General features: G+C 63.4%; 7 protein-coding genes. 2 read left to right on the plus strand and 5 right to left on the minus strand.

The features are described from left to right. Positions 1 to 43 precede the first annotated feature (43 nt). The 5 genes from asd to leuC all read right to left on the minus strand — a co-directional run bounded on the left by asd (position 44) and on the right by leuC (position 5342). Positions 44 to 1156, minus strand: coding sequence for an aspartate-semialdehyde dehydrogenase (gene asd / locus ACF8SD_RS05105; RefSeq protein ID WP_173890670.1), 1113 nt, complete (start codon positions 1154 to 1156; stop codon positions 44 to 46). 63 nt (positions 1157 to 1219) lie between these two features. Further along, positions 1220 to 2302: a 3-isopropylmalate dehydrogenase gene (gene leuB, locus ACF8SD_RS05110; protein WP_173890671.1), complete on the minus strand. Its 1083-nt coding sequence runs from the start codon at positions 2300 to 2302 to the stop codon at positions 1220 to 1222. 54 nt (positions 2303 to 2356) lie between these two features. Continuing rightward, positions 2357 to 3121, minus strand: coding sequence for a class I SAM-dependent methyltransferase (locus ACF8SD_RS05115; RefSeq protein WP_392483983.1), 765 nt, complete (start codon positions 3119 to 3121; stop codon positions 2357 to 2359). 146 nt (positions 3122 to 3267) lie between these two features. Beyond that, positions 3268 to 3912 carry a 3-isopropylmalate dehydratase small subunit gene (gene leuD / locus ACF8SD_RS05120; protein ID WP_392483984.1) on the minus strand — a complete coding sequence of 215 codons (645 nt, stop codon included), beginning with the start codon at positions 3910 to 3912 and terminating at the stop codon, positions 3268 to 3270. Further along, positions 3909 to 5342 carry a 3-isopropylmalate dehydratase large subunit gene (gene leuC / locus ACF8SD_RS05125; protein ID WP_009681665.1) on the minus strand — a complete coding sequence of 478 codons (1434 nt, stop codon included), beginning with the start codon at positions 5340 to 5342 and terminating at the stop codon, positions 3909 to 3911. The genes leuD and leuC overlap by 4 nt, the downstream gene beginning before the upstream one ends. Before the next feature lie 131 nt (positions 5343 to 5473). On the opposite strand from leuC, the gene ACF8SD_RS05130 reads away from it, so the two are divergent. Together ACF8SD_RS05130 and ACF8SD_RS05135 are read left to right on the plus strand one after the other, a co-directional pair. After that, a complete protein-coding gene (locus tag ACF8SD_RS05130) occupies positions 5474 to 6352 on the plus strand; it encodes a LysR family transcriptional regulator (RefSeq protein ID WP_173890675.1) in 879 nt (292 codons plus the stop codon). 62 nt (positions 6353 to 6414) lie between these two features. Continuing rightward, on the plus strand, positions 6415 to 9711 hold the full coding sequence (locus ACF8SD_RS05135; protein ID WP_173890677.1) for a PAS domain S-box protein: 3297 nt from the start codon (positions 6415 to 6417) through the stop codon (positions 9709 to 9711). Positions 9712 to 9794 lie beyond the last annotated feature (83 nt).

Genomic DNA, 9794 nt, shown 5'->3' on the forward strand with positions numbered 1-9794 from the left:
CCCGTGCTGTTGCCAGCACGGGTTTTCAGACGAACCAGAACGATCAACGCTCCAGCAGAATCCGCAGCATGCGGCGCAGTGGCTCAGCAGCGCCCCACAGCAGTTGGTCACCCACGGTGAACGCGCCCAGGTACTGCGAGCCCATGTTCAGCTTGCGCAGGCGGCCAACCGGAATGTTCAGGGTGCCGGTGACCTTGGTCGGCGACAACTCCTGCATGCTGATTTCACGCTGGTTAGGCACCAGTTTCACCCAAGGGTTGTGCTGGCTGATCATGCCTTCGATATCGGCAATCGGCACGTCCTTGTTCAGCTTGATGGTCAACGCCTGGCTGTGGCAACGCATGGCGCCGATGCGCACGCAGATACCGTCGACCGGAATCGGGCTCTTGAAGCGGCCGAGGATCTTGTTGGTCTCGGCCTGGGCCTTCCACTCTTCACGGCTTTGGCCGTTCGGCAGTTCCTTGTCGATCCACGGGATCAGGCTGCCAGCCAGCGGTACGCCGAAGTTCTCGGTCGGGTACGCTTCGCTGCGCATGGCCTCGGCGACCTTGCGGTCGATGTCGAGAATGGCGCTGGCCGGGTTGGCCAGGTCGTCGGCGACGGCCGCGTGGGTAGCACCCATCTGCTTGATCAGCTCACGCATGTTCTGCGCGCCGGCGCCCGAGGCTGCCTGGTAGGTCATGGCACTCATCCACTCGACCAGGCCAGCTTCGAACAGGCCACCCAGGCCCATCAGCATCAGGCTGACAGTGCAGTTGCCGCCGATGTAGTTCTTGGTACCGGCGTCCAGCTGCTGGTCGATGACCTTGCGGTTGACCGGGTCGAGGATGATGACCGCGTCGTCCTGCATGCGCAGGGACGAGGCGGCGTCGATCCAGTAACCCTGCCACCCGGCTTCACGCAGCTTGGGGAAGACCTCGTTGGTGTAGTCGCCGCCCTGGCAGGTCAGGATAACGTCGAGGGTCTTGAGTTCTTCAATCGAATAAGCGTCCTTGAGCGGCGCTGTATCCTTGCCCACGTTCGGGCCTTGGCCACCCACATTGGAGGTGGTGAAGAACACCGGCTCGATAAGGTCGAAGTCCTGCTCCTCCAGCATCCGCTGCATGAGCACGGAACCGACCATACCGCGCCAACCGATCAGACCTACACGTTTCATCGCAACTACACCTTTGCTAAAAGTGGGCCGCCACCAGGAATTTGGGGTGGCGGGCCAGAGAGATTACAGATTCCGCAGGGCTGCGACTACTGCGTCGCCCATTTCCTGCGTACCAACTTTGGTGCAGCCTTCCGAGAAGATGTCGCCCGTGCGCAGCCCCTGGTCCAGAACCAGGCTCACGGCCTTCTCGATCGCCTCGGCGGCGGCCGACTGATTGAAGCTGTAACGCAACATCATCGACACCGACAGAATGGTCGCCAGTGGGTTGGCGATACCCAGGCCGGCGATGTCGGGGGCCGAGCCGTGGCAAGGCTCGTACATGCCCTTGTTGTCGGCATCCAGGGAGGCCGAAGGCAGCATGCCGATGGACCCGGTCAGCATGGAAGCTTCATCCGACAGAATGTCACCAAACATGTTGTCGGTCACCATCACGTCGAACTGCTTGGGGGCGCGCACCAGTTGCATGGCGGCGTTGTCGACGTACATGTGGCTCAGTTCCACATCCGGGTAGTCCTTGGCCACGTCTTCGACCACTTCGCGCCACAGCTGGCTGGAAGCGAGCACGTTGGCCTTGTCCACCGAGCACAGCTTCTTGCCACGCACGCGGGCCATGTCGAAACCGACACGCGCGATGCGGCGCACTTCGCTTTCGCTGTACGGCAGGGTGTCGTAGGCCTGGCGTTCGCCACCTTCCAGCTCACGCTGGCCGCGTGGGGCGCCGAAGTAGATGCCGCCGGTCAGCTCACGAACGATGAGAATGTCCAGGCCGGAAACGATCTCGGGCTTGAGCGAAGACGCATCGGCCAGTTGCGGGTAGAGGATGGCCGGGCGCAGGTTGGCGAACAGGCCCAGTTGCGAACGGATTTTCAGCAGGCCGCGCTCCGGGCGGATATCACGCTCGATCTTGTCCCACTTCGGCCCGCCCACCGCGCCCAGCAAGACCGCGTCGGCCTTGCGCGCACGCTCCAGGGTTTCGTCGGCCAGGGGCACGCCATGCTTGTCGATGGCAGCGCCACCAATCACATCATGCGCCAGGCTGAAACCGAGCTGGAACTTGTCGTCGGCCAGCTCCAGCACCTTGACCGCTTCGGCCATGATTTCCGGCCCGATACCGTCACCTGGGAGAATCAGAATCTGCTTGCTCATGCTTTCCTCTATCCATTCACACGGCGCGGCCAAGCGGGCCCCACCGAAAAAAACTTATCGCTCTGCCCACAGCACCAGTACATCGCTGCTGAACGAGCCATCGCTGTCGATCTGATAATACTGCCGTACTTCTTCGCCCATGGCTTGCTGCAATTGGCGGATAGCCACGCGCATCGGCTCGGGGGTACGCATGCGCTCGACCCAGCTGGAAAACTCCAGGCGCAGCGGCTGGCGGGTGTGGCTACGCACGTGCAAACCGGCTTCGCTGACCTGGCGCTGCCATTCGGCGGCGGAATAATCGCGCACGTGGCTGGTGTCGCGCAGCACTTCTACCGTTTGCAGGTAGGTGTCGAGCAGCGGGCTGCCCGGTGACATCACGTCGATGAACGCCGCCACGCCGCCTGGCTTGAGCACCCGGCGCACTTCGCGCAAGGCCAGGCCCAGGTCGCTCCAGTGGTGGGCCGAGTAGCGGCTGAAAACGAAGTCGAACGATGCATCGGCGAACGGCAGGCGTTCGGCCGCGCCGCGTTCGGTGATGATATTGCCCAGGCCGCGCTCGGCAGCGGCGCTGGCGACCACATCGAGCATGGGCTGCGACAGGTCGTAGGCGACCACTTCGGCGACCAGCGGCGCGACGTGGAAGCTGACATGCCCGGCACCGCAGCCCAGGTCCAGCACACGGGCGGCGCCCTGCCCGGCCAGTTCGGCCTGGAGCAAGGCAAATTCACTGCCCTGGGCGTGCACAGCGCTGCTGAGGTAGGCACTGGCTTGTTCGCCGAACTGGCGTTGGACCACGTCGGTGTGTTGGCTGCTGGTCATGTCTTAATCCTTTATGGGTCTGGGTTGGCTCTACGGGCGCTATCGCCGGCAAGCCAGCGCCACAGGAGCACCACAGCCTGAAAGCTGTGGGAACCCGGTGGGCGCTGGCTTGCCGGCGATGAGGCCAGCAAACCCGGCTACATCATTCAGGCATCCCGGAACAGCCAAGGCTGCGCAGCACGGTGCTTGCCCTCGAAGGCTTTGATCGCACCGCTGTCCTGCAGGGTCAGGCCGATATCGTCCAGGCCGTTGAGCAGGCAGTGCTTGCGGAAGACGTCGATCTCGAAGTGCAGCACCTTGCCGTCTGGGCGGGTCACTGCCTGGGCCTGCAAGTCGATGGTCAGCTGGTAGCCCGGGTTGGCTTCCACCTGCTTGAACAACTCGTCCACTTCCTCATCGCTGAGAATGATGGGCAGCAAGCCATTCTTGAAGCTGTTGTTGAAGAAGATGTCAGCGAAGCTCGGCGCAATGATGCTGCGCAAGCCATACTCGTCCAGCGCCCAAGGGGCGTGCTCGCGGCTGGAGCCGCAACCGAAGTTTTCCCGCGCCAGCAACACACTGGCACCTTGGTAGCGTGGGTAGTTGAGCACAAACTCCTGGTTGACCGGGCGCTTGCTGTTGTCCTGGTAAGGCTGGCCCACGTCCAGGTAACGCCACTCGTCGAACAGGTTCGGACCAAAGCCGGTGCGCTTGATCGACTTGAGGAACTGCTTGGGGATGATCTGGTCGGTGTCTACGTTGGCACGGTCCAACGGTGCGACGAGGCCAGTGTGCTGGGTAAAGGCTTTCATGCTGCGCTCCCTTGGATCAACTCGCGAACATCGATGAAATGACCGGCTACCGCGGCAGCGGCGGCCATGGCCGGGCTGACCAGGTGGGTACGCCCACCGGCGCCCTGACGGCCTTCGAAGTTGCGGTTGGAGGTGGAGGCGCAATGCTCGCCGCTCTCCAGGCGGTCCGGGTTCATCGCCAGGCACATCGAGCAGCCTGGTTCACGCCATTCGAAACCGGCTTCGAGGAAGATCTTGTCCAGGCCTTCACGTTCGGCCTGCGCTTTGACCAGGCCCGAACCCGGCACGACGATGGCTTGCTTGACGCTGGCGGCCACCTTGCGGCCCTTGGCGATTTCCGCCGCGGCACGCAGGTCTTCGATGCGCGAGTTGGTGCACGAGCCGATGAATACGCGGTCCAACTTGATGTCGGTGATGGCCTGGTTGGCCGTCAACCCCATGTACTTCAAGGCACGTTCGATCGAGCCACGCTTGACCAGGTCGGCTTCGGCGGCCGGGTCCGGTACGCGCTGGTCGACGGCCAGGACCATCTCGGGCGAAGTGCCCCAGCTGACTTGCGGCTTGATCTGGCTGGCATCCAGCTCGACCACGGTGTCGAACACCGCGTCGTCATCCGACACCAGGTCTTTCCACGCCTCGACCGCCTGCTTCCACTGCTCGCCCTTCGGCGCGTAGGGGCGCCCTTCGACGTAGGCAACGGTAGTGGCGTCGGTGGCCACCAGGCCCACGCGGGCACCGGCTTCGATGGACATGTTGCAGATGGTCATGCGGCCTTCCATCGACAGCGCACGAATGGCGCTGCCGGCGAATTCCATGGCGTGGCCGTTGCCACCGGCGGTGCCGATCTTGCCGATCACGGCCAGGACGATGTCCTTGGCGGTGACGCCGGCCGGCAGCTCGCCTTCCACCCGGACCAGCATGTTCTTCATTTTCTTGGCGACCAGGCACTGGGTGGCAAGCACGTGCTCGACCTCGGAGGTGCCGATACCGTGGGCAAGAGCCCCGAACGCGCCATGGGTCGAGGTGTGCGAGTCGCCGCAGACCACGGTCATGCCCGGCAAGGTGGCGCCTTGCTCCGGGCTGATGACGTGGACGATGCCCTGGCGCTCGTCGTTCATCTTGAATTCGACGATGCCGTATTCGTCGCAGTTCTCGTCGAGAGTCTGCACCTGCAGGCGCGACACCTGGTCGACGATGGCCTCGATACCGCCCTTGCGCTCTGGCGTGGTTGGCACGTTGTGGTCCGGCGTCGCGATGTTGGCGTCGATGCGCCACGGTTTGCGGTTGGCCAGGCGCAGGCCTTCGAAGGCCTGGGGCGATGTCACTTCGTGGATGATGTGGCGATCGATGTAGATCAAGGACGAGCCGTCATCACGGCGCTTGACCTCATGGGCTTCCCAGAGTTTGTCGTAGAGCGTTTTGCCAGCCATCAGACTGTTCCTCATCAGCGTCTTTCTGTGCCAAAAACCCCTTGGCTTGTATGGACGATGCTATGGGGTTAGATTGAATAACTCAAATTCATAATTTTTATGCTTTGGATAGCCAAAAGGAATACCAAACCATGGACCTGGCCAACCTTAGTGCCTTTATCGCTATTGCGGAAAGCGGCAGCTTTTCCGGGGCAGCGGAACGCCTGTTCCTGACCCAGCCCGCCATCAGCAAGCGCATCGCGGGCCTGGAGCAGCAGCTGGACGTACGCCTGTTCGACCGTTTGGGGCGTGAAGTGACGTTGACCGAGGCCGGGCGGGCACTGCTGCCCCGCGCTTACCAGATCCTCAACGTCCTCGATGATACCCGACGGGCGCTGACCAACCTGAACGGGGCAGTGAGTGGTCGGCTGACCCTGGCCACTAGCCACCATATCGGTCTGCACCGTCTGCCCCCGCTTTTACGGGCGTTCACCCGCGAATACCCAGCAGTAGCACTGGATATTCAGTTCATGGATTCAGAACAGGCCTACGACGAAATTCTTCATGGCCGCGCCGAAATTGCCGTGATCACCCTGGCGCCCGAACCGCACCACCTGGTCAAGGCGGTACCGGTATGGAACGACGCCCTGGATTTCGTCGCGGCGCCTGAGCACCCGCTGGCCAACAACCAGGCAGTGAGCCTGGCCGATGTCGCCCGCCACCCGGCGGTGTTCCCCGGTGGCAACACGTTTACCCACCATATCGTCCAGCGCCTGTTCGAAAGCCAGGGCCTGACGCCGAACATCGCCATGAGCACCAACTACTTGGAAACCATCAAGATGATGGTATCGATCGGCCTGGCCTGGAGCGTGCTGCCGCGCACCATGCTCGATGAACAGGTTGCACCCATCGCCTTGCCCGGCATACAGCTGTCGCGCCAGCTAGGCTACATTTTGCACACGGAGCGTACGCTGTCGAACGCGGCCAGGGCGTTCATGGCGTTGCTCGACAGCCACGCGGGGTCCGCCTGACCGGCCGTCAGCCCGGCATTTCCAACTCCAAGGACGCGTCTTACGCCAAAGGTCTGGTACCGATGCCCAAATCAGTGAACCGCTTTTTGCGCCTGCCGCGAATACCTGCGGCCGACCCGCAGGAATCCGAGCAGGCCTGGCAGAACGCCCCACAATTGCTGGCCGCGCTCAACGGCGCTCGCCTGGGTGCCTGGCTATGGGATATCGAAAGCGGCCGGGTCAGCTGGTCACGCGGCACCCAGGCGCTGTTCGGCTTCGACCCCCAGCGCCCGCTGCCCGCCGATGCCGATTACCTCGACCTGCTGCCCGAAGAGGACCGCGCCCGTACCCGCCAGGTGTTCCAGGCGATTTTCAACGGCGAGCCGGTGGAACGCGCCATGCGCCACCGCATCCGCTGGCCGGACGGCAGCCTGCACTGGCTGGAGATCAACGGCAGCCTGACCCACGACCAGCATGGCCGGCCACAGATGATCGGGGTGGTACGTGAAATCACCCGCCAGCGCGAACGGGAAGCGGCATTGATCAACTCGGAGAAGCGCTTCGCCACGCTGTTCCACCTCAGCCCCAACGCCATTTTGCTCTCCCGCCGCCACGACGGCATGATCTTCGAGGTCAACCAGCATTTCGAAGACATGTTCGGCTGGCCTGGCAGCCAGGTCATCGGCAAGACCAGCCTGGAGCTGGGCTTGTGGGTCAACCCCGAGCAGCGTCAGCAGGTAATCGAATCGACCCGTGCCAACGGCGACCCGCAGATCATGGAGGTCCAGTTCCGGGCCATCAGCGGCAAGGTGCACGACGGCATTCTCTGTACCCAGGGTATCGAACTGGAAGGCGTGACCTTCCTGATCAGCACCTTCGTCGATACCAGCGAGCGCAAGCGCGCCGAGCAGGCCCTGAAAGACAGCCAGGAGCGCCTGGACCTGGCCCTGGACTCGGCGCAGCTGGGCACCTGGGACTGGCATATCCCCAGCGGCATGCTCTATGGCTCGGCCCGCGCCGCGCAGTTGCACGGCCTGCCGCCGACTCCTTTCCACGAGTCGTTCGACGCCTTCTTCGAGGGTGTACCGGAACAAGAGCGCAACTCGATGCGCCAGGCCTACCGAAGCCTGCGCGAAGGCCCTGCCGGCAACTACCAGATCACCTACCGGGTGCAGCTGGAAAACGGCGTTTCGCGCTACATCGAGAGCCGCGCCCGGCTTTACCGGGACGACCAGGGCAACCCGCTGCGCATGGCCGGCACGCTGCTCGACATTACCGACCAGGTCGAACGCGAGCAGCGCCTGAGCGCCTCCGAGGAGAAGTTCGCCAGCCTGTTCCAGGTCAGCCCTGACCCCATCTGCGTTACCCGCCAGGACACTGGCCAGTTCATCGAGATCAACCCGGCCTTCACCCAGAACTTCGGCTGGAGCAGCGAGCAAGTGCTTGGCCGCACTGCCGAGGAGATCGGCTTGTGGGCCGAATCCATCGAGCGTGCGCAACGGATCGAACGGGTGATCCGCGAACAGGCGCTGAGCAATGTCGCCGTGGTCGTCAACCATCGCAGTGGGGCGCCCCTGACGTGCGTGATCTCCAGCCGCCTGATTACTGTCGACGACCAGCCCTGCAGCGTGACCACCCTGCGCGACATCACCCAACAGCAACGCGCCGAAGCGGCCCTGAAATCCAGCGAGGAAAAGTTCGCCAAGGCCTTCCACTCCAGCCCTGACGCCATCACCATCACCGAATACAACAGTGGCCGCTACCTGGAAGTCAACGATGGCTTCTGTCGCCTGACCGGCTACAGCGCTGCGCAGGTGGTGGGCAAGACAGTCTACGAAATCGGCATCTGGGCCGATGACAAGCAACGCGGCGCCTTGCTCGCCGAGCTACGCGAGCGCGGCCGGGTTCATCACCGCGAGATGCTTGGGCGCAACAAGCGCGGCGATATCCTGACCGTGGAGGTGTCGGTCGAGCGGATCACCCTCAATGAAGTGGACTGCCTGTTGCTGACCGCCCGCGACGTCAGCCAGCTGAAGAACGCCCAGGCGCAGATCCGGCACCTGGCCTACCACGACCCGCTGACCAACCTGCCCAACCGCGCGCTGCTGATGGACCGCCTCAGCCAGCAGATCGCCCTGCTCAAGCGCCATAACCTGCGCGGGGCGCTGCTGTTCCTCGACCTTGACCACTTCAAGCACATCAACGACTCGCTGGGCCACCCGGTGGGCGACGCGGTGCTGAAGATCATTACCGCGCGCCTGGAAGCCAGCGTGCGCCTGGAAGACACCGTGGCGCGCCTGGGCGGCGACGAGTTCGTGGTGCTGCTCAGTGGCCTGGAGGGCAGCCGGGAAGTGGTGGAAGCACAAGTGCGCGAACTGGCCGACACACTGCGCGAGCTGCTGGCCGAGCCCATGTCGCTGGATGGCCAGCGCCTGCAGGTCACGCCAAGCATCGGCGTGGCGCTGATCCCCGACCATGGCGCCACGCCGGCCGACCTGCTCAAACGCGCGGACATCGCCCTGTACCGGGCCAAGGATTCCGGGCGCAACACCACCCAGCTGTTCCACACCACCATGCAAAAGGCCGCCAGCGAACGCCTGCGCATGGAGAACGACCTGCGCCTGGCCCTGGCCCGCGGCGAACTGGCGTTGCACTTCCAACCGCAGGTGGATGCCCGTGACAACCGCATCGTCGGTGCCGAGGTGCTGCTGCGCTGGCACCACCCGCAACTTGGCCAGCAGCCACCCGCGCAGTTCATCCAGGTACTGGAGGAAAGCGGGCTGATTCTGGAAGTGGGGAGCTGGATCCTGGACGAGGCCTGCGACGCCTGCGCGCGCATGCTGACGGACGGCCTGATCGACGCCGACGACTTCAGCCTGTGCGTGAACATCAGCCCGCGGCAGTTCCGCCAGGCCGACTTCGTGGGGCGGGTACTGCGCAGCCTCGACGACTACCGCCTGCCACGCAAGATGCTGAAGCTGGAAATCACCGAAGGCATCGTCATCCAGAACCTGGAAGACACCATCAGCAAGATGCGCGAGCTCAAGCGCTACGGGGTGAGTTTCGCCATGGATGACTTCGGCACGGGCTACTCATCACTGACGTACCTGAAGCGCTTGCCGGTCGATGCGCTGAAGATCGACCAGAGCTTCGTGCGCGATGCGACTGTCGACCCGAACGATGCCGAGATCGTCCGTGCCATCGTCGCCATGGCCCGCAGCCTGGACCTGGCGGTGATTGCCGAAGGGGTCGAGCTCACAGAGCAGCTGGAGTTTCTGGAGCAGCTGGGGTGCTACCTGTACCAGGGCTACCTGCATAGCCGGCCGTTGCCGTTGGCGGAGTTCCGGCAGATGTTGCTGGAAGCACCCGCGGATTACTGACTGGAACGCCGGTGTCGCCGTTTGCGCAGGGCCAGGCAAAAAAATGACACCCGAAAGTTAATGCCAGTCAGTTAAGTAATTTG

The sequence above is a fragment of the Pseudomonas sp. CJQ_9 genome (assembly GCF_043106615.1).
GTDB lineage: Bacteria > Pseudomonadota > Gammaproteobacteria > Pseudomonadales > Pseudomonadaceae > Aquipseudomonas > Aquipseudomonas juntendi.